Source organism: Pseudomonas sp. MM227, assembly GCF_947090715.1.
GTDB classification, from domain to species: Bacteria; Pseudomonadota; Gammaproteobacteria; order Pseudomonadales; family Pseudomonadaceae; genus Aquipseudomonas; species Aquipseudomonas baltica.
Genome location: NZ_OX352319.1, coordinates 2865001 through 2883553 on the forward strand (window position 1 = coordinate 2865001; position 18553 = coordinate 2883553).

Below are 18553 nucleotides of genomic sequence, written 5' to 3' on the forward strand. Positions count from 1 at the left end.
CAGCACCCTGGTGCAATCCGCCCGCTGTTGTGCCGTGGGCGCACCGACCGGAATCATCCGGGTTATGTCGGTAGTGCCACCTAGATACTGGCCACCGGAGTCGATCAACAGCAGACCGTCACCCTCGATCACGGAATGAGCCTGTTCGGTGGCGCGGTAATGCGGCATTGCACCGTTGGCGTTGAACGCCGCGATGGTCGAGAAGCTGAGCGAGACGAAGTTGGGTCGACGCGCGCGCGCAGCCGTCAGCCGCTCGTCGATGGTCAATTCGGTTATACGTTCGCGGCCCCAGGCACCTTCCAGCCATGCGAAGAACTCGCACAGTGCCGCCCCGTCCTGCTCCATGGCATGGCGGATATGTTCCGCTTCGGGTTCGGTCTTGCGCGATTTGCTCAGGGTGGTTGGATTGAGTGCTTCTACCAGGGCCACACCCGTCCCGAGGTTTTCGATGATGCCAACGGTGACGCGGGCCGGGTCGAGCAACAGCTTTTCGTCTACCGGCACAGCGGCCAGCGCCGATGCGATGTCGGTGTAGTCGCGAACCTCGATGCCGTCCTGCTCCAGGCTGTCGCGCACGCTGCTATCGACCCTGGACAGCGCAGTGAACAGCGTGGCCGAGCGCTCGCCGATCAAGGCGAATGCGACGAATACCGGGTTATAGGGTACGTCCGACCCGCGCAGGTCAAACAGCCAGGCGATGTCGTCAAGGGTTGCCAACAAGTGCCAATGGGCGCCATGCGCCTGGATCTGCTCGCGCAGCGTCTTCAGTTTTTCGCCGCGCTCGCGCACAGCGTAGGGTGCGGCATGTGCGTAGATCGATTGCGCAGGCAATGCCGGGCGATCGAGCCAGACCTGAGCGAAAAGGTCGGTATCGGTACGCAGTGACGCACCTGTCTGCTGGAGCTTTTCTCGCAACTGCCGTGCGGCGGCGATTGCCATGACCGCGCCGTCGACTGCAACCGTGCCGCCTGCGCGCACCTGAGTACCCAGCCAATCCAGTGGGCCCGGTTGCCCGGCGATCAGCTTGACCAATTCGATGCCGCTGTCGACGAGTTCGACCCGTGCCTGCTCCCAGTAGCGGCTGTCGGCCCAGAGACCGGCGAACTCGGCGGTCACGATCAGGGTTCCGACCGAGCCCTGGAACCCGGACAACCATTGGCGGGCCTGCCAGTGCTCCGGCAGATATTCGGATAGATGCGGGTCCGCCGAAGGTATCAGCAAGGCATCTATGCCCTCGCGGAGCATGAGCGCGCGCATGTCGCGCAAGCGCTCGGCAACGGGAAAGCGGGCGGAAGGTGTCAGGCTCATTCGGGCTCCGGTTCGGGTGCTGGATCTTTTAGGCAGATGTTGGAGGCAGATCGTGTGGACGGATAATGGCGAAGGCAGCAGCGCGGGGCAACCTCGAGAAAGGACGCTTCGCACCTGCTCGACGGCGTTGCGGCCACCTTGCAGCCTGGAGGAGTTCAGATGACGACGTTACGTACGAAGCGGACAGCCGTTTCGCTGTCGTTGCGGTACGCGTAGGGCTGATTGCTCGGGTAGACGAAAAACTCGCCGGCCGCGAGTTCGCGGGTGCGGCCCGCCAATATGATGGTGAGGCGTCCCTCGCAGACGTAGATCTGCTCGCTCCAACCTTCGGCGTCCGCCTCCGATGCATAGGATTCGCCGGGCTGCAGCAGCCATTCCCAGAGTTCTACCTCCTTGCTGGCCACCGTACTGGCCAGGAGTACAGCCCTGCTGCCCGGCAAGGTGCCGACCCACGCCAGTTCGTTGATACGGCTGGGGTCGCGATTCTCGCCAGGCTGGATGAGGTCGCTGAAGGCAACCTCCAGCGCTTGCGCGACGCGATCCAGAGTGGTCAGGCTGACGTTGTTGTCGCCGGCTTCGATGGCCACCAGCATGCGGCGACTGACACCGGACTGTTCCGCGAGAGCCGCTTGGGAAAGTCCAGCGGCCTGACGCAAGCGCCGCACGTTATGGCTGACATGCTGAAGCACCGAAGCTTTGGAACTGGGGTCTTTGACCAAAGGGTTTCGCGCTCGCTGTGAGTAGTCCCGCTGATCGACGCAATTGTGGCGGAGCTAACGGTGGTAAAAATTTGTCATAAAAAAACAAGTCGTTACAGCATGCCTGTACGATTCTGCCACAGCTTGCGGGTTGGTGATCACCCTGTGAGCCCGTATGATCGTTTTCAATATTCCTGCAGATTAGAAGCCTATGTCCTTGATAGTACTATTGCTTCTGCCCTTCGTAGGCAGTTGCGTGGCAGCCATTCTGCCGCACAACGCGCGCAACGCCGAATCGCTTCTGGCTGGACTGGTAGCCTTGGTCGGCACGGTACAGGTAGCCATGCTGTATCCGCAAATCGCCAACGGCGGTGTGATACGCGAGGAATTCCTCTGGCTGCCCAGTCTCGGGCTCAACCTGGTGCTGCGCCTGGACGGCTTCGCCTGGCTCTTTTCCCTGCTGGTGCTGGGCATCGGCACGCTGGTCGCGCTCTATGCGCGCTACTACATGTCGCCGCAAGATCCAGTACCACGCTTCTTCGCCTTTTTCCTGGCCTTCATGGGCGCCATGCTCGGCCTGGTGATCTCCGGCAACCTGATCCAGATGGTGTTCTTCTGGGAATTGACCAGCCTGTTCTCCTTTCTTCTGATCGGTTACTGGCATCATCGCGCCGATGCACGCCGCGGCGCCTACATGGCGCTCATGGTGACCGGCGCAGGTGGCCTGTGCCTGCTGGCCGGCGTACTGCTGCTGGGTCATATCGTCGGCAGCTACGACCTGGACAAGGTGCTCGTGGCGGGCGACGTCATCCGCGCGCACGGTCTGTATCCGGTCATGCTGACCCTGGTCCTGCTGGGTGCGCTTACCAAGAGCGCACAGTTTCCATTCCATTTCTGGCTACCCCATGCGATGGCCGCGCCTACACCGGTTTCCGCTTATCTGCACTCGGCAACCATGGTCAAGGCCGGGGTGTTTCTGCTGGCGCGGTTGTGGCCATCGCTTTCGGGCAGCGAGCAATGGTTCTGGATAGTGAGTGGAGCGGGAGCATGTACCCTCGTGCTGGGTGCCTATGCGGCGATGTTCCAGAACGACCTGAAGGGCCTGCTTGCCTACTCGACGATCAGCCACCTGGGCCTGATCACCCTGCTGCTGGGGCTCAACAGCCCGCTGGCAGCCGTGGCGGCGGTGTTCCACATTCTCAATCATGCGACGTTCAAGGCTTCGCTGTTCATGGCAGCGGGCATCATCGACCATGAGAGCGGCACCCGGGACATACGTCGCCTGAGCGGGCTATTCCGTCTGATTCCGTTCACGGCCACGCTGGCCATGGTCGCAAGCGCATCCATGGCCGGTGTGCCGTTGATGAACGGCTTCCTGTCCAAGGAAATGTTCTTCGCCGAAACGGTGTTCATAAGCTCCACCGCCTGGGTCGAGATCGCTCTGCCCGTGGTGGCGACGCTCGCCGGTATCTTCAGCGTCGCCTATTCATTGCGCTTCACGGTGGACGTATTCTTCGGTCCGAAAGCGACCGATCTACCCCATGTGCCCCACGAACCACCGCGCTGGATGCGTGCGCCGGTTGAGTTGCTCGTGCTGACCTGCCTGGTGGTCGGCATCTTTCCCGCGCAATCGGTGGCGCCGTTCCTTGCTGCCGCAGCATTGCCGGTAGTGGGCGGCGAGCTGCCCGAATACAGCCTGGCTATCTGGCATGGCTGGAACGCGCCGATGGTCATGAGCCTGATCGCAATGGGCGCGGGGGTGCTGCTCTACGTACTGTTGCGCAATCAGTTCCGTCACGGTCGCCTGCGTTATCCGCCAGTGATCGAACGCTTCAATGGCAAGCGCCTGTTCGAGCGTTCGCAGGTGGTGATGATGCGGCTGGCGCGAAGGGCGGAGCTGCTGTTGACTACCCGACGCCTGCAGGCGCAGTTGTTCATGCTGGTGCTGGTCGCCGTACTGGCGGGGATGGCGCCGATGCTCTACAGCGGCCTGAGCTGGGGTGATCGACCGAAAATTCCAGGTTCGGGCGTGTTCGTGATTCTCTGGATGATTGCCATTGCCTGTGCGCTGGGCGCCGCCTGGCAGGCGAAATACCACCGGTTGGCTGCGCTGACCATGGTCAGCGTGTGCGGGCTGATGACCTGCGTCACCTTCGTCTGGTTCTCGGCGCCTGATCTGGCGCTCACTCAGTTGGTGGTGGAAGTGGTCACCACGGTATTGATATTGCTGGGCCTGCGCTGGCTGCCTCGGCGGATCGAGGAAGTCGCACCGTCACGAGCCACTCTCGACCGCGCCAAGCTGCGGCGCCTGCGCGATCTGGTGCTGGCCCTGGTCGTGGGCGGCGGCATGGCGCTGTTGTCCTATTCGATGCTCACCCGTGCAACACCCAACTTCATTTCCGAGTTCTACCTGAGCCGTGCCCTGCCCCAGGGCGGCGGGACCAACGTGGTCAACGTCATGCTGGTGGATTTCCGCGGTTTCGACACCCTGGGCGAGATCACGGTCCTTGCCGCCGTGGCACTGACCGTGTTCGCCCTGCTGCGACGCTTCCGCCCACCCAAGGAGAGCATGCAGTTGCCTGCGCAGCAGCGCTCGTTGGCACCCGACGTGGTTACCGACCTCATCAACCCACGTGGCGCGGACGATACGGCGCTGGGTTTCATGATGGTTCCAGCGGTTCTGGTCCGCCTGTTGCTGCCGGTGGCCGTGATCGTGTCGATGTACCTGTTCATGCGCGGACACAATCAACCGGGTGGGGGCTTCGTCGCCGGCCTGGTGCTGTCGGTGGCGTTCATCCTGCAGTACATGGTGGCAGGCACGCAGTGGGTCGAGGCCCAGATGCGACTGCGTCCCTTGCGCTGGATGGGTACCGGGCTGCTGTTCGCGACCGTCACCGGATTGGGTGCTATTGCACTGGGCTATCCATTCCTGACGACGCACACCGCGCACCTGCACTTGCCGCTGCTGGGTGACTTGCACGTGGCCAGCGCGCTGTTTTTCGACATTGGTGTATTCACCGTGGTAGTGGGTTCGACCCTGCTGATCCTGACCGCCCTGGGCCACCAGTCGGTGCGCGGTCATCGCCCGTCGAGCCTGCCCAAGGGCATCGCCCCCAAAGGAGCCGTCTGATGGAAGAAGTGATTGCAATCGCGATCGGCGTCCTGGCTGCGTCAGGTGTCTGGTTGATCCTGCGTCCGCGGACGTTCCAGGTGGTCATGGGCCTTTGCCTGTTGTCCTACGGGGTGAACCTATTCATCTTCAGCATGGGCAGCCTGTTCATCGGCAAGGAGCCGATCATCAAGGAAGGTGTGCCGCAGGACCTACTCAACTACACCGACCCCCTGCCCCAGGCACTGGTGCTGACGGCCATCGTCATCAGTTTTGCGATGACTGCGTTGTTCCTGGTGGTGTTGCTGGCATCGCGGGGCCTCACCGGCACTGACCACGTAGACGGCCGGGAGCCCAAGGAATGAGCTGGATGCCCCATCTGATCGTCGCGCCCATCGTGCTGCCGTTGTTCACGGCAGCAGTGATGATGCTGCTCGGAGAAAAACACCGTCCGCTGAAAGCGCGGATCAACGTCATTTCCAGCATGCTGGGACTGGCAATCGCCTGTTACCTGATGTGGTGGGTGCAGGATCAAGGCCAGGCCAGTTCGATTGGCGTGTACCTGCCCGGCAACTGGCAGGTGCCATTCGGTATCGTGCTGGTGGTGGACAGGCTCTCGGCATTGATGCTGGTGCTGACGGGCATCGTCGGGGTCTGCGCCCTGCTGTTCGCCATGGCGCGCTGGGATCGGGCCGGCGCCAGCTTCCATGCGTTGTTCCAGATTCAGCTGATGGGGCTCTACGGAGCGTTCCTGACGGCTGACCTGTTCAATCTGTTCGTGTTCTTCGAAGTGCTCCTGGCCGCGTCCTACGGCCTGATGCTGCACGGCTCCGGCAGAGCCCGAGTATCGGCAGGGCTGCACTACATCGCCATCAACCTGCTTGCCTCGTCGCTGTTCCTGATCGGCGCGGCGATGATCTACGGCGTCACCGGCACCCTGAACATGGCTGACCTGGCGTTGAAGATTCCGCTGGTGCCCGAGGCGGATCGCGGCTTGCTGCATGCCGGTGCGGCCATTCTGGCGACGGCCTTCCTGGCCAAGGCCGGCATGTGGCCGTTGAATTTCTGGCTGGTGCCGGCCTATTCCGCCGCCAGTGCCCCGGTTGCGGCCCTCTTTGCGATCATGACCAAAGTGGGTTTCTACACCCTGCTGCGGCTGTGGACACTGTTGTTCTCCGGACAGGCCGGGGCCTCGGCGCACTTCGGTGGCCAGTGGTTGATCTACGGTGGGCTGGCGACCATCGCCGTGGCCGCAGTGTGCATCGTTGCCGCGCAGCGCCTGGAGCGCATGGCCAGCCTGAGCATCATGGTGTCGGCCGGTATCCTGCTGGCGGCCATCGGTTTCGGGCAGAGTGGACTGATCGGCGCTGCGCTGTTCTATCTGGTCAGCTCGACATTGGCGCTCAGCGCCCTGTTCCTGCTGGCCGAGTTGATCGAGCGCTCGCGTTCGGCCAACGAAATCCCGCTGGAGTACGATGCCGACCCGCTGCCAGCAGCAGTCGAGGCCTTGCATCCACCCAAGGGCATCAACCTGGACGACGAGCAGAAAGCCGTGGTGGGTCAGGTGATCCCATGGACCATGGCCTTCCTGGGTTTGAGCTTCATTGCCTGCGCACTGCTGATCATCGGCATGCCACCCCTTTCCGGGTTCATCGGCAAGCTGAACCTGATTTCCGCACTGTTCAACCCGCAGGGTCTGGGTGTGGCCAGCGAGCAGACCTTGAGCGCGACAGCATGGGCCTATCTGGCGTTGCTGATCCTTTCCGGACTCGCCTCGTTGATCGCGCTGGCGCGGGTCGGCATGCAGCGCTTCTGGACGCCCCACGAGCGGCCTTCGCCGTTGCTGCGGCTCAACGAATGCGTGCCGATCATGGTCTTGCTGGGGCTTTGCGTCGTGTTGGCGATGCGCGCCGAGCCACTGTTGCGGTACACGGCGGACACGGCGGCGATGCTCGACGATCCCAAGCAATACGTGATGACCGTGCTGGGCGCTCAGCCAATACCCAGCCCGACTGCTGCCAGCCTGGAGGGTGAACCATGAGCCGCCTGTTCCCCGCCCCCCTTTTGTCTATGGCCCTTGCCGTACTATGGCTGCTGCTCAATGTGTCCCTGAGCGCCGGGAACCTGTTGCTGGCCGCGCTGCTTGGGTGGCTGGCGCCGTTGCTGATGTCGCCCTTGCGGCCTCAGGCGGTACGGATCCGTCGGCCCATGGTGATGCTGCGACTGCTGCTGCGCGTAGGTGGCGGCGTGCTGGTTTCCAACGTGCAGGTATTCTGGCGGGTATGGACAATGGACGTTCGCGCGCCCCGCTCGGCCTTCATCGAGATTCCGCTGCAGTTGCACAATGCCAACGGCCTTGCCGCCCTGGCGGCCGTCGCCACCGTCATTCCCGGCACCGTGTGGTCCGAGCTGGCGCTGGATCGCAGCGTGCTGCTGATGCATGTGCTGGATCTGGATGACGAGGCGCAGTTCATCAAGGAATTCAAAGACACCTACGAACGCCCGCTGATGGAGATTTTCCAATGAGCGCATTGCTGTCCAATGCCATTGTCGCGAGCCTGTTCATCTTTGCCCTGGCCATGTTGCTGACCCTGGTGAGACTGTTCCGGGGGCCGTCGGCTCAGGATCGGGTACTGGCCCTGGATTACCTGTATATCCTGGCGATGCTGGTCATGCTGGTGCTGGGTATACGCTACGCCAGTGACACCTATTTCGAGGCAGCGCTGCTGATCGCCCTGTTCGGTTTCGTGGGCTCGTTTGCGCTGGCCAAATTCCTGCTGCGCGGAGAAGTCATCGAATGAATTCGGTACAGACACTGCCGTTCTGGGTGGAGGTGGCCACAGCGGTATTGCTGCTGGCCAGCAGCGTGTTCGCCTTCACCGGCGCCTTGGGGCTGCTGCGCTTCAAGGACTACTTCCAACGCATGCACCCGCCCGCGCTGGCGTCGACATTGGGCGCCTGGTGCGTGGCGCTGGCTTCGATCCTGTACTTTTCCTGGCTCAAGCACGGGCCAGTGGTGCATGCCTGGCTCATCCCGATTCTACTGTCGATCACCGTGCCAGTGACCACGCTGCTGCTGGCTCGGGCCGCGCTGTTCCGCAAGCGTACCGCGGGGGAAGCGGTGCCTGCCGAAGTCAGCAGCCACCGCAGCGACAGTGGTCACTGACTACTTGAGGCTGGAGCTGACCTTGCTGGCGACCTCTTCAGGTAGCCATGCCTTCCACACGTCTGGATGATCTTTCATGAACGCCTCGCTGGCCTGGCGAGGCGATGTGCGGGCTTCGCTCATGTCGGCCAGGGCCTTGTTCAGGGGATCGATGGGAAGATCGACCTTGGCGAAGAAATCGACCAGCTGCGGATACTCTTGCTGGAACGCCTTCGACACCCCTATGGACAGCTTGGAAGGTAGAGAGCGGCTCGGCAGCGGCGCAGGGTTGTCGGCATCGGTAAGAGTGCCCCAGGCCTTGGCATCGAAAGGCGGTTCTTCGAGCTGGATAAGCTTGTAACGCCCCAGCAGCGGCGTCGGCGACCAGTAGTAGAAGAGCACCGGTTTGCCGCGGCGGATCGACGACGCGATTTCGGCATCCAACGCAGCGCCGGAGCCAGAACGGAAATTGACATAATCGTCAGTCAGCTTGTAAGCCTTGAGTTTCTGCGCGTTGACGACTTCGGACGTCCAGCCGATCGGGCTATTGAGAAAGCGGCCCTTGTCGGGACTTTCCGGGTCCTTGAAGACGTCCTTGTAGCGCGCCAGGTCGGCGACGCTGCGCAGCTCTGGCGCGAGCGGTTTGATGCCCTTGGCGGCGTCACCCTTGACCACGTATTCGGGAACGAACCAGCCCTCGGTGGCACCCTTGACGGTATCGCCCACACCGATGACCTTGCCCTCGGCTTCGGCCTTGACCCATACCGGGCTGCGCCCCGCCCACTCTTCGGCAATGACCTGGATGTCGTTCTTGGCCAGGGCCGTTTCCAGAGTGATGGTCGTGCCGGGCTGGGTGTCGGTGGGCAGCTCGTAGCCCTTCTCGACGATGTAGCGCAGCAGTTCGGTGATGAAGCTGCCGCTTTCCCAGTTCAGATCGGCGAAGTGTATGGGCGCCGGCTGCGCGTGAGCCGGGATGGCTGCAGTCGATAGCCAGAAGCCGGCGCCACAAGCGGCCAGCCAGGCACGTAGTCCTTTCATGCGGGGTTCCTCGGTAAACAGTCGATGACTTGGGTAAGTCAACTTACTGTAGCGCAGGTTCCCCGAGGCGTTACTCGCTGGCCTTGAAGGCCAACTCACCCTTGCGCCACTTCGCCGCCTTGGCGGTTGCCGCCTTCAAGGTCTTGCCTAGGTTTTCCTCGATGCGCTCGTGGGCGGCGAATACCAGCATCACCGTCTGGCCTTCCTTGAACACGATGCCCTCGCCCTGCGCCATGCTGACGAAGGCATACTCGCCGAGCCCGTAAACGGTAAGCTTGATGTCGCGAAACTTGAGTTCGAACTTGCCACCTTCGCGACTGGGCAAGACCGCGGCGCGAAAATGGTCGCCTACTTTGAGTTCGAGCCTGGGTTTGTCATCGACCACCAGTGCGGACTCGGTATCGAGTTCGGCCATATAGATGCCTTCAGCGCTTTGTTCGGTGACATAGACGAAACGCGACTGAAAGAGTTTGACCAACTTCGCACGCAAGTCGCCGAGCACAAACAGTGCGTGCATATCCAGATTACTTACTGCCAATGAAGAATCCTCAAATCGAAACACAGACTACCGAACGCTGTTCGCGTGGTAATAACCTGAAGACGCGGGGAGCGCCGAACGGTCGGCGGCACGTGCAATGACTGCCACCGACCTGCTAACGAAAGACTAAAGGATCGAACCTTGATCCGGGATGCGCAGCGTCGACCCTGCAGCAGGGAAAATTGCCGATGACCGCGAAGGAAAAAGGCAGGCCTGGCCATGTGTGGCTGAGCGGCGCCGGAGCTGCATCGAGCAGCCGGCGACCAACATGATCCGAGCGATGATGCGCATGACGGTGATCTGCCGCGAATAGTACCGAATCGAACCCCGCCGCGGTCAAGAAGTTTGTTGCATGGCTGCGGCCTGGACGGAAAACGGGGCACCGGCCAGTGCTTCTGTCCGTCAGTACTGCAGACAAATCCGGCATCGCAAGCGAACTCTGGCGAGGGCCTCGCCTCAGATACTGGGTAACCTTTCAATCATGGCTGGAAACGGCCGCAGAGGAGTCATCATGGATCTGCCGAACCCAAGCCTTACTGGCCTTTTCGATCAACTGGGCCTGGCCAGCGACGAGGCCGATATTCAGAAATTCATTGCCGAGCATCAGCTGGATCAAGACACCAAGCTGATAGATGCGCCCTTCTGGAGTGAACAGCAACGCAACTTCTTGAAAGAAGAGCTGCACAGCGACGCAGAATGGGCGCCCATCGTCGATGAGCTCAACGTGGCATTGCATCCGCAGGCGTAAGAGGTGCCTGCGCGGGCGTGATCATGCCTGACGCTGATGCTTGTCGATCTGCTCGTGTCGCTCTTGCGCCTCGATGCAGTATTTAGTGGTGGGGCTGATCAGCAGACGCTTGAGACCGATCGGCTCGCCACTGTCGTCGCACCAGCCGAAGCTGTCGTCGTTGATCCGGCCCAGGGCCATTTCCAATTGCGGCAGCAGGCGCTGGTCGCGATCGATGACATTGACCAGCCAGTGGCGCTCCTCTTCCACGGAAGCGGCATCGGCGGGATCGGCCGGCGTATCCAGGCTTTCAATGGCTACACGGCTTTGCTCGATACGCTCTTGGGTCTCGATCTTCATGGCCTGCAACAGCTCGGTGAAGTAGGCCAGTTGCTCGGCGTTCATGTAGTCATCAGCCGGCATGGCCAGCAACTTTTCCTTTGTCATTGATTTCTCTGCAAACGAATAATGCGCTAGGGCAAAACAGGAAGCTCGCGACGCCGGAAGCGACGCAGGCAGAATTCTTCAAGCACCACAGGGCACATGGTCAAGAGGGGCGGCAGTCTAAGGCCGGTTTTGACGCGCAGCAACCCCAAATTTGGCGCCCGCCCGGGTGATGACGTGCCGTCGCGCGCATAGCCGCGCCACGGGCGGCGGCGGGCAGCCGGGCAGACGTCTTTTCGCGCGGCTTTTATAGCATACTGGCCGTCTATGATTGCCTGCGATGATTGCTTGGGGTTTCGCCATGACCGACGTTGAAACAAACGCTTCCGAACCACTGCAGCTCGATGCCGTCGAGATCCGCGTGCTGGGCGCACTGATCGAGAAGCAGGCCAGCAATCCGGAAACCTATCCGCTGACGCTCAATGCGCTGGTACTGGCCTGCAACCAGAAGACCAGTCGCGAGCCAGTGAGCCAGTACACCCAGGGGCAGATCGGGCAGAGCCTGCGCGCTCTGGAAGGCCGGCAGATGACCCGACTGGTGATGGGCAGCCGTGCCGATCGCTGGGAACACCGGCTGGACAAGGCACTCGAGCTGGTGCCCGCCCAGGTCATCCTGATGGGCCTGATGTTCCTGCGGGGACCGCAGACCGTTGGCGAGCTGCTGTCGCGCAGTGCCCGCCTGCACGACTTCGAGGACAGCGAGCAGATCTTGCATCAACTCGAGCGATTGATCAGCCGCAGTTTCGCGGTGCATGTGCCGCGCCAGGCAGGCCAGCGCGAAGATCGTTACTCCCACGCCCTGGGCGATCCGGCTGCCATTGACGCAATCATGAACGCCCGTGCTGTGACACCCGAGCGCGGCGGTTCGCGGCCTGACGATACCCGCCTCGACGAGCTGGAGGCACGCATCGCCGTACTCGAAGAGCGCTTGTCGCGGCTGGAATGACGCGCTGATCAGTTGCGGGCGTACTCGGTGGCCAGACGCAGTTGCTCGGCCGATGGACGCACACCGGTGTAGAGCACGAACTGTTCCAGGGCTTGGATGGCAATGACTTCCAAGCCTGTGATCACCGGTTTGCCCAGTTCGCCCGCGGCCTTGATCAATGGTGTCTGCCAAGGCATCGCGACCACATCGAATACCCGCTGCGCCGCTTCTATGGCGGCGGTTTCAAACGACAGCTCGTCGGCCTGCTCGCCGCCGGCCATGCCGATCGGTGTGACATTGACCAGCAGTTGCGGGCGCGAATCGCCCAGCTCGGCCTGCCAGGGATAACCGCAGGCGTCGGCCAACGCGCGGCCGGTTTCGTAGTTGCGAGCGATGATCAAGCCATTGCGCAGACCAGCGTCGCGAAATGCGGAAGCCACGGCCTTGGCCATCCCGCCGCTGCCACGCAGGGCAAAGGTGGTTTCGGGATCGACGCCGTGCGTGTCGAGCAGTTGGCGGATGGCCAGATAGTCGGTGTTGTAGGCCTTCAGGTGACCGTTGTCATTGACGATGGTATTGATCGACTCGATGGCCGCTGCCGACGCATCCAGCTCGTCCACCAGGGGTATGCAGGCTTCCTTGAATGGCATCGACACGCCGCAGCCACGGATGCCCAGGGCGCGCATGCCGCCGATGGCGGCTGGCAGGTCGCGTGTGGTCATGGCCTTGTAGTAGTAGTCGAGACCCAACTGGTCGTACAGGTGATTGTGGAAGCGCACCCCGAACGTTCCGGGACGCGCGGCGAGGGACATGCACAGGATGGTATCGCGGTTGGGAGAAATGGACATCGGTGGCCTCCGGGCAGCGTGTGACGTATGAAAGCGGGCTGACGACGCCATGCCCTTACACAAAATTTACCCATGGACAGGGACGCTTTCGACTGATTTTTTGTCATAGTCGTGTCCCCGGCGAAATGCTCTGAACCTATCGCAGGTTCGGACGCCAGGGGTGCGAAACACGAGGAATCTATCATGATGCGTCAACTTCCCAAGATCGCGCTGTTGGTCGGCACGTTGGCGATGGCCAGTCAGGCCTCGGCACATGGCGGCGGCTGGCATGGCGCCGGGCCGGGTATATTGGGCGCGGTACTGGGTGCGGCCGTGGTCGGTGCGGTGGTCACATCCAATGCACCGCAGCGGGTCTATGTGGAGCAGCAACCGGTTTACGTGCAAAGCCCGCCACCGGTGTATGTGCAACAGCCTGTCTATGTACAGCAGCCGGTGTATGTCCAGTCGCAGCCGGTGTATGCACAGCCCTACCCGGTGTACGCGGCACCACCGCCGCCGCGTGGTTACTACGGGCCGCCGCGCGGCTACTATGGGCCACCGCCGGTCTACTACGGCCCGCCGCGCTGGTGAGTCGCGCGGTGTGAGCGCGATAGGGATTGTCGATGGTGACTATCGAGCAAGGTGATTTCTAAGGTGCGGGTCGATTTCGTAAGGTGGTCGGCAGGAACCACGGAGGTCTCTCATGCCTGTATTAAGAATCATGTCGGTAGTCGGCAGTGCAGTCCCGGAAAAGTTGCGCGATCTGGGCCTGCTGGCGTGCTGGTACGTAGTGCGCGACGGCGAGGCAATCAGCGGCCCCCTGCCCTCCCTGCCCCATGCCAAGCAAGCGTACGCCACACTCACTGCGGCGCAGCACCCTCAGTTGGCCTGAGTCATTGCGCTTCCGACAAAGCCTCGCCTTGCGGGGCTTTTCATTGGACATCGAGCTGGATGAGCTTTTCTTCACGCGGTGCATCCCGACAAGCGCGACAATCGGCAGGCGCTTTGCCATACTTCCGATGTGTGACATTCGACACTCTCGACCCCGCCTCGATCATCAGCCCGATCTACCTCTTTTTCAGTGAGCGCTCCGCGTGAAGACCCCGCTATCTCTTTTCAGCCTGTGGCTGGCCTTGACCACCTTCGTCGTCGCCCCGAACCTGCAAGCGGCGGAAAAAGCCGCCATCCCGCGTGACCCATCGCAGTTGCACCTGGCCTCGGGCAGTGCCCTACTGATCGATCTGCAGACCAACAAAGTGGTCTACGAGAACAACGCCGACCATGTGGTGCCCATCGCGTCGGTGACCAAATTGATGACGGGCATGGTGGTGCTGGATGCCAAACAGTCCATGAGCGAAGTGATTTCGGTGGACATCAGCCAGAACAAGGAAATGAAGGGTGTGTTTTCGCGGGTCAAGCTCGGCAGCGAGCTGAATCGTCGGGACATGCTGCTCATTACTTTGATGTCTTCCGAGAACCGTGCGGCGTCGAGCCTCGCGCATCACTATCCGGGTGGCTACGGTGCGTTCATTGCGGCGATGAATGCCAAGGCTCGCTCGTTGGGCATGACCCACACCCGCTATGTCGAGCCCACCGGGCTGTCGACCAGCAACGTCTCGACCGCACGCGACCTGACCAAGCTGCTGGTGGCGGCGCAGCAGTATCCGCTGCTGAGCGAGCTGAGCACCACGCGGGAAAAGACCGTGGCGTTCAAGAAACCCAGCTATACATTGGGCTTTCACAACACCGACCACTTGATCAACAAGGACGACTGGGACATCAAGATCACCAAGACCGGCTTCACCAACATGGCCGGCCACTGCCTGGTGCTGGTGACGCGAATGGGAGGTCGACCGGTGGCCATGGTGATCCTCGATGCCTTCGGCAAGTACACCCACTTTGCCGACGCCAGCCGCCTGCGCAAATGGGTGGAAACCGGCAAGAGCAGTGCACCGCCGGCGGTGGCGATGGACTACAAGGCGCAGAAGAAGCAAATGCGTCAGGCCGCGGACTGACCGCGCCGATCACGAACGCCGAGCGGCCTGCTTGCGGGCATACATGGCGCCGTCGGCATCGGCCAGCAGACGCTTTACGCTGTCGTGACGCCCGGGGTCGTACTCGATGCGACCCACGCTGTAGGTGATCGAATAGCGCCCTTGCAGCTCGGCGTTGGCGTCAGCCAGGGCTCGGCCCAGGCGCTCGATGACCGCATCGCCTGCGGCGGCATTGGAGCCCAGCAGCAGCGCGACGAATTCGTCCCCGCCCATTCTTCCGACGATGTCCATTTCCCTGAGCACTCTGCGCAATACCTGGGCGAACGTGACCAGGGCGCGGTCGCCTTCGGCGTGGCCAAAGGTGTCGTTGATGACCTTGAAGCGATCGAGGTCGAAGAACAGCAGCGACGCCGGCGTGCCCATGCGCCTGCACATGCTCAGGGCATGCTCGGCGAGGGCTTCGAACCCGCGCCGGTTGGACAGCTGGGTGAGGTCGTCGATGCTGGCCAACTGCAAGGCGGCGATCTCGCGCTCGGCCATGCTCGCCAGGTCCAGCAGCAGGCCGCGTTCCTCGGCGTCGAGGACTCGCGGCCGGGTATCGAGCAGACACAACGTCCCGACGTTGCTGCCATTGCCCACTTTCAGCGGGCAGCCGGCATAGAAGCGGATCCTGGGTTCACCGGTCACCAACGGGTTGTCGTGAAAACGCTCGTCGCTGCCGGCATCGGGGATCATGAGGATCTGGTCGCTGAGGATGGCATGGGCGCAGAACGAGACATCTCGCGGCGTTTCAGTGGCGGCCATGCCCTGGCACGACTTGAACCACTGGCGGTCGCTGTCCACCAGGCTGACCAAGGCAATGGGCACGTCGAACAGCCGCCTGGCCAGGCGGGTAAGACGGTCGAAACGCTCCTCGGGCCGAGTGTCGAGAATGTTCAGCGCATGCAGGGCGTGTACGCGCTCTTCTTCATGCACAGGCTTGGCAGGCGCCAGCATTGGGGAGCTCCTCGGTGATGTCTGCCCCTAGCCTAGCTCATGGGCCAGGGGTTTATAAGTAGCCTGGGGTGGACTTCACGCCGTGGTGCTGACCATGGACCCGGCGGTGCTGCTGCCGGATTCCTGCATGGCCTGGAGCAGCCCAGCGGTGGCGGTCTGCAGCGCCGCAGAGGTGGCGACCACCTGCGCCTGGATGGCGGCCACGGAGGCCGCTTTGCTTTCTTCGCTTTGCTGGCTGGCCTGGATGCGGGCCATCTCCTGCTGCTGTTCCTGAAGCTGCTTCTGCAACTCGGCAATCTGCTTTTGCAGCGCCTTGATCGTGTCCGATGTACCACTGCTGCCCTGGGCTGCGCCCGCGCCGCCAGCGCCACCGGCCGGCGCGCCTTTCTCGGTCGCGGCGGGCGCGGCAGCGGTCTGCGTCGCCTCGCTGTCGGCGACCGCCGTGGGCGCCGGCGCGGCAGTGTTGATGGGGGCAGACGGGCGAATGCTCAAGGTGCTGGCGATGTTGTTCAAGGCGTTCATGACGAGTGCGTCCCCATAGGCTGTGACCGTTGCATCGGCCGGAAACAACCAGGCTTTAGCAACCTGCATAGCGAACGTGCTATCCGTCGGCCTGCGGCCTCGGAACTGCCTTGGGGTTACCCAGAAAGGAGGAGGTGGCGCAAGATGAAAAAAACTTCAACGAGCCGTGCGCGGATTGTTGTCACAATGCCGCCATCCTCAGCAGACATCATCGGGTAGAGACCAACATGACGCGCGTACTGACCATCGAAGACGATGCCGTGACCGCCAGGGAGATCGTGGCGGAACTGAGCAGCCATGGCCTGCAGGTCGACTGGGTGGACAACGGCCGCGAAGGGCTGGTCAAGGCGGTGAGCGGCAACTACGACGTGATCACCCTGGATCGCATGCTGCCCGAGCTGGACGGCCTGGCCATCGTGACGACCCTGCGCACTATCGGCGTGAGCACGCCCATTCTGATGATCAGCGCGTTGTCGGATGTCGACGAGCGCGTACGCGGACTGCGTGCCGGTGGCGATGACTACCTGACCAAGCCGTTCGCCTCGGACGAGATGGCGGCTCGGGTCGAGGTGCTGCTGCGCCGCAACAACCCCGTGGCCGCTGCCGACAACACGCTGCGCGTCGCCGACCTGACCCTGGATTTGATGACCCGCGAAGCACGCCGTGGCGAACAGGCGCTGAACCTGCTGCCCACCGAATACAAGTTGCTGGAATTTCTGATGCGCAATGCCGGGCAGATCCTGACGCGCATGATGATCTTCGAAGAAGTCTGGGGTTATCACTTCGATCCGGGCACCAACCTGATCGACGTGCACATTGGCCGCTTGCGCAAGAAGATCGACCCACCGGGCACCGCACCGTTGATCAAGACCGTGCGAGGCTCCGGCTATGTCATTGCCGAACCTGTCTAAAGGCTGGCGTTCTTCCAGTAGTCGGCTGCTGGCGCTCTACAGCTTTCTGTTCGTGGCCTGGAGCAGCATCCTCATGGGGGTGTTGTACTACGAGGTCTCGACCTACCTCGCCGACTTGGCGCGGCACTCCCTGATGCAGCGTCAACATCTGTTCTCGCGGTTCCACGGTGAAGCGCTGAACGAGGCGCTGGCTGCCAGCGAAGCATTCGATGATCGCACCTTCGATGCCTATGGCCTGTTCGACCTGCAACTGCGGCCGTTGTCCGGCCAGCTGCTGCAAGTGCCGCGGGGCCTGCCGCTGGACGGTCGCATCCACGACCTGGACAGCTGCGTGGACAGCGCCAACCCGCAGATGCCGCAGAACAGCTGCGACGCGGTGGCCATGCGTACGCTCGATGGTCGCTGGCTAGTGCTGGTACGCGACAACGGTTCGTTGTTCGCGGTGACCCACATCATTCTGCGCGCACTGCTGTGGGGGATTTCGCTGACTATCATTCCCGGGATCGCCGGCTGGCACCTGCTGCGACGCAGGCCATTGCGGCGCATCCGCGCCATCGAGGCCCGTGCCGATGCGATTGTTGCCGGTGATCTGACCACTCGCCTGCCGCTCTCGGACCGCCGGGACGAATTGGACATGCTGGCGGCGATCGTCAATGCGATGCTCGAACGCATCGAGCAACTGATGATCGAGGTCAAGGGCGTCTGCGACAACATTGCCCATGACTTGCGTACCCCCCTGACCCGCCTGCGCGCCCAGTTGTATCGCATCCAGCAGGAGGCGCCGGCGGATTCGCGCCAAGCGTTGCAACTGGACGATGTGATCGCTGAAGCCGACACGCTGATGGCGCGTTTTCGTGGGCTGTTGCGCATCTCGGAAATCGAAGACCACCGCCGACGTTCCGGCTTCATTTCCTTCGACCCGCAACCGCTGCTGCACGAACTGCACGACTTCTATCTGCCTTTGGCCGAGGACGAGGGCATCAATCTGCGTCTGGACGTGCCCGACACGCTGCCGATGCTGCATGGCGATCGCGCGCTGCTGTTCGAAGCCGTGGGCAACCTGCTCAGCAATGCCATCAAGTTCACTCCGGCGCACGGTCTGGTGGTGCTTGGCGCCACGGCGGAAAACGGCGCCACACGTTTGGAAATCAGCGACAGCGGACCGGGTATCGCACCAGAGGAGCGCGAAGCGATCTTTCAACGCTTTTATCGTTGCGAAGCCGACGGCCAGCACAGCGGCTTCGGCCTCGGGCTGTCGATCGTTGCTGCGGTGGTCAAGCTGCATGGGTTCACCCTCGAAGTGGGCAGCAGCGAACAAGGTGGCACGCGGATGACCCTGTGGTGCCGACAAAGCAAGGCATTGGTGTGAAC

General features: G+C 62.2%; 21 protein-coding genes (1 of these 21 cut by a window edge). 13 read left to right on the forward strand and 8 right to left on the reverse strand.

Annotated features, from left to right (window positions below; translation table 11 throughout):
* A protein-coding gene (locus ONG87_RS12890) for an aminopeptidase P family protein (RefSeq protein ID WP_264381395.1) crosses the window boundary here: on the reverse strand, nucleotides 1-1308 show its 5' portion. The gene continues 501 nt to the left of window position 1, outside the view; the window shows 1308 of its 1809 coding nt (coding positions 1-1308); the start codon lies at nucleotides 1306-1308; its stop codon lies beyond the left edge, outside the window.
* A gap of 155 nt (nucleotides 1309-1463) precedes the next feature.
* Entirely contained in the window at nucleotides 1464-2027 is a 564-nt protein-coding gene (locus tag ONG87_RS12895; RefSeq protein WP_122475781.1) for a helix-turn-helix domain-containing protein, read from the reverse strand.
* Between the two features lie 190 nt (nucleotides 2028-2217).
* Here ONG87_RS12895 and ONG87_RS12900 point away from each other — a divergent pair, with 190 nt between their 5' ends.
* The 6 genes from ONG87_RS12900 to ONG87_RS12925 are packed head-to-tail and all read left to right on the forward strand — an operon-like array spanning nucleotide 2218 to nucleotide 8281.
* Nucleotides 2218-5136 (forward strand): monovalent cation/H+ antiporter subunit A, encoded by a 2919-nt coding sequence (locus tag ONG87_RS12900; protein ID WP_122475783.1) that lies wholly within the window; start codon nucleotides 2218-2220, stop codon nucleotides 5134-5136.
* Complete coding sequence (locus ONG87_RS12905) at nucleotides 5136-5480, forward strand: Na+/H+ antiporter subunit C (RefSeq protein ID WP_043186251.1); 345 nt, start codon at nucleotides 5136-5138, stop codon at nucleotides 5478-5480. The genes ONG87_RS12900 and ONG87_RS12905 overlap by 1 nt, the downstream gene beginning before the upstream one ends.
* Nucleotides 5477-7156: a monovalent cation/H+ antiporter subunit D gene (locus ONG87_RS12910; RefSeq protein ID WP_192058267.1), complete on the forward strand. Its 1680-nt coding sequence runs from the start codon at nucleotides 5477-5479 to the stop codon at nucleotides 7154-7156. Before ONG87_RS12905 ends, ONG87_RS12910 begins: the two co-directional genes overlap by 4 nt.
* Nucleotides 7153-7641 carry a Na+/H+ antiporter subunit E gene (locus ONG87_RS12915; protein ID WP_264381396.1) on the forward strand — a complete coding sequence of 163 codons (489 nt, stop codon included), beginning with the start codon at nucleotides 7153-7155 and terminating at the stop codon, nucleotides 7639-7641. The genes ONG87_RS12910 and ONG87_RS12915 overlap by 4 nt, the downstream gene beginning before the upstream one ends.
* On the forward strand, nucleotides 7638-7916 hold the full coding sequence (locus tag ONG87_RS12920) for a K+/H+ antiporter subunit F (protein WP_122475789.1): 279 nt from the start codon (nucleotides 7638-7640) through the stop codon (nucleotides 7914-7916). The genes ONG87_RS12915 and ONG87_RS12920 overlap by 4 nt, the downstream gene beginning before the upstream one ends.
* A complete protein-coding gene (locus ONG87_RS12925; protein ID WP_264381397.1) occupies nucleotides 7913-8281 on the forward strand; it encodes a Na+/H+ antiporter subunit G in 369 nt (122 codons plus the stop codon). Before ONG87_RS12920 ends, ONG87_RS12925 begins: the two co-directional genes overlap by 4 nt.
* Here ONG87_RS12925 and ONG87_RS12930 read toward each other — a convergent pair whose 3' ends face one another.
* Both ONG87_RS12930 and ONG87_RS12935 read right to left on the reverse strand, forming a co-directional pair.
* Entirely contained in the window at nucleotides 8282-9298 is a 1017-nt protein-coding gene (locus ONG87_RS12930; RefSeq protein WP_192137908.1) for an ABC transporter substrate-binding protein, read from the reverse strand.
* Between the two features lie 70 nt (nucleotides 9299-9368).
* The gene (locus ONG87_RS12935; protein ID WP_122475794.1) at nucleotides 9369-9836 is read right to left on the reverse strand and encodes a hypothetical protein; all 468 of its coding nucleotides are present in this window, start codon (nucleotides 9834-9836) and stop codon (nucleotides 9369-9371) included.
* Nucleotides 9837-10347: 511 nt separating this feature from the next.
* Here ONG87_RS12935 and ONG87_RS12940 point away from each other — a divergent pair.
* Nucleotides 10348-10584, forward strand: coding sequence for a DUF2789 domain-containing protein (locus ONG87_RS12940; protein WP_122475796.1), 237 nt, complete (start codon nucleotides 10348-10350; stop codon nucleotides 10582-10584).
* Nucleotides 10585-10605: 21 nt separating this feature from the next.
* Here ONG87_RS12940 and ONG87_RS12945 read toward each other — a convergent pair whose 3' ends face one another.
* Nucleotides 10606-11010: a TraR/DksA C4-type zinc finger protein gene (locus ONG87_RS12945; RefSeq protein ID WP_122475798.1), complete on the reverse strand. Its 405-nt coding sequence runs from the start codon at nucleotides 11008-11010 to the stop codon at nucleotides 10606-10608.
* A 298-nt stretch (nucleotides 11011-11308) separates the two neighbouring features.
* On the opposite strand from ONG87_RS12945, the gene ONG87_RS12950 reads away from it, so the two are divergent.
* Nucleotides 11309-11953, forward strand: coding sequence for a YceH family protein (locus ONG87_RS12950; protein ID WP_122476751.1), 645 nt, complete (start codon nucleotides 11309-11311; stop codon nucleotides 11951-11953).
* A gap of 8 nt (nucleotides 11954-11961) precedes the next feature.
* On the opposite strand, the gene ONG87_RS12955 is transcribed toward ONG87_RS12950, so the two are convergent.
* Nucleotides 11962-12780 carry a shikimate 5-dehydrogenase gene (locus ONG87_RS12955; protein ID WP_264381398.1) on the reverse strand — a complete coding sequence of 273 codons (819 nt, stop codon included), beginning with the start codon at nucleotides 12778-12780 and terminating at the stop codon, nucleotides 11962-11964.
* 183 nt (nucleotides 12781-12963) lie between these two features.
* On the opposite strand from ONG87_RS12955, the gene ONG87_RS12960 reads away from it, so the two are divergent.
* From ONG87_RS12960 to pbpG, 3 genes are all read left to right on the forward strand, one after another.
* Nucleotides 12964-13350 (forward strand): hypothetical protein, encoded by a 387-nt coding sequence (locus ONG87_RS12960; protein WP_264381399.1) that lies wholly within the window; start codon nucleotides 12964-12966, stop codon nucleotides 13348-13350.
* A gap of 112 nt (nucleotides 13351-13462) precedes the next feature.
* Nucleotides 13463-13651, forward strand: a complete 189-nt coding sequence (locus ONG87_RS12965; protein ID WP_122475803.1) for a hypothetical protein — start codon at nucleotides 13463-13465, stop codon at nucleotides 13649-13651.
* Between the two features lie 202 nt (nucleotides 13652-13853).
* The gene (gene pbpG / locus ONG87_RS12970; protein ID WP_122475805.1) at nucleotides 13854-14774 is read left to right on the forward strand and encodes a D-alanyl-D-alanine endopeptidase; all 921 of its coding nucleotides are present in this window, start codon (nucleotides 13854-13856) and stop codon (nucleotides 14772-14774) included.
* 9 nt (nucleotides 14775-14783) lie between these two features.
* Here pbpG and ONG87_RS12975 read toward each other — a convergent pair whose 3' ends face one another.
* A complete protein-coding gene (locus tag ONG87_RS12975) occupies nucleotides 14784-15749 on the reverse strand; it encodes a sensor domain-containing diguanylate cyclase (RefSeq protein ID WP_185794544.1) in 966 nt (321 codons plus the stop codon).
* A 75-nt stretch (nucleotides 15750-15824) separates the two neighbouring features.
* Nucleotides 15825-16271, reverse strand: a complete 447-nt coding sequence (locus tag ONG87_RS12980; RefSeq protein ID WP_264381400.1) for a hypothetical protein — start codon at nucleotides 16269-16271, stop codon at nucleotides 15825-15827.
* Nucleotides 16272-16498: 227 nt separating this feature from the next.
* Between ONG87_RS12980 and ONG87_RS12985 the strand changes: the two genes are divergently transcribed.
* Nucleotides 16499-17182 (forward strand): response regulator transcription factor, encoded by a 684-nt coding sequence (locus tag ONG87_RS12985; RefSeq protein WP_122475810.1) that lies wholly within the window; start codon nucleotides 16499-16501, stop codon nucleotides 17180-17182.
* On the forward strand, nucleotides 17160-18551 hold the full coding sequence (locus ONG87_RS12990) for a HAMP domain-containing sensor histidine kinase (RefSeq protein WP_122475812.1): 1392 nt from the start codon (nucleotides 17160-17162) through the stop codon (nucleotides 18549-18551). Before ONG87_RS12985 ends, ONG87_RS12990 begins: the two co-directional genes overlap by 23 nt.
* Nucleotides 18552-18553: the final 2 nt, after the last annotated feature.